This window comes from Neisseria sp. P0021.S006 (assembly GCF_051956895.1).
Map to the genome: position 1 here is coordinate 1 of NZ_JBQCWZ010000896.1, position 593 is coordinate 593.

At 56.0% G+C, this 593-nt stretch carries 1 protein-coding gene; it reads right to left on the reverse strand.

Annotated features, from left to right (window positions below; genetic code table 11):
• Positions 1-593, reverse strand: a 593-nt coding sequence (locus tag ACTHUM_RS17770) for a flavodoxin domain-containing protein (protein ID WP_440403658.1), incomplete at both ends; no start/stop codon positions are given.

Below are 593 nucleotides of genomic sequence, written 5' to 3' on the forward strand. Positions count from 1 at the left end.
GTTGTACTTGGGCTTGTTGCTTGGGCGGTTAATTCGGCCACTTTGGGTACGACGGCGGCAATCCATGCGTCGGCATCGGCCTGGAATTCTAAGTCGCAAATGCCCAAGTCGTTCAGACGGCCTGCGCCCAGTTCGGCAAATTTGGCATCAAAGTCTTTGCCTGCTTGGCAGAAGTTGGGATAGGAGGAGTCGCCAAGGCCCAATACGGCAAAGGTCAGTTTGCTGAAATCGGGTTTCTTTTTGCCGTAGATGAATTTGTACAGGGGCAGGGCTTCTTCGGGCGGTTCGCCTTCGCCTTGGGTGGAGGTAACCAAAAGGATGATGTCTTCGTCGGGCAGGGTTTTGCTTTTGAAATCGCCTGCGCTGCTGAGGCGGGCTTCTACGCCGGCGGCTTGAAGTTTGGCGTGTAAGGATTCGGCAACGCTGCGGGCATTAACGGTTTGTGAGGCGGAGAGGACTAATACGCGGCGGCTGACTGTCTGGACGGCTGTTTGCAGGGCAGATGGTTGGGTTGCTATACCGGATATGCCTTGGCTTTGCGCCCAGCAATAGCCGGAGAGCAATGCAAGTTGGGTGGGGGATAGGGTGGAGAG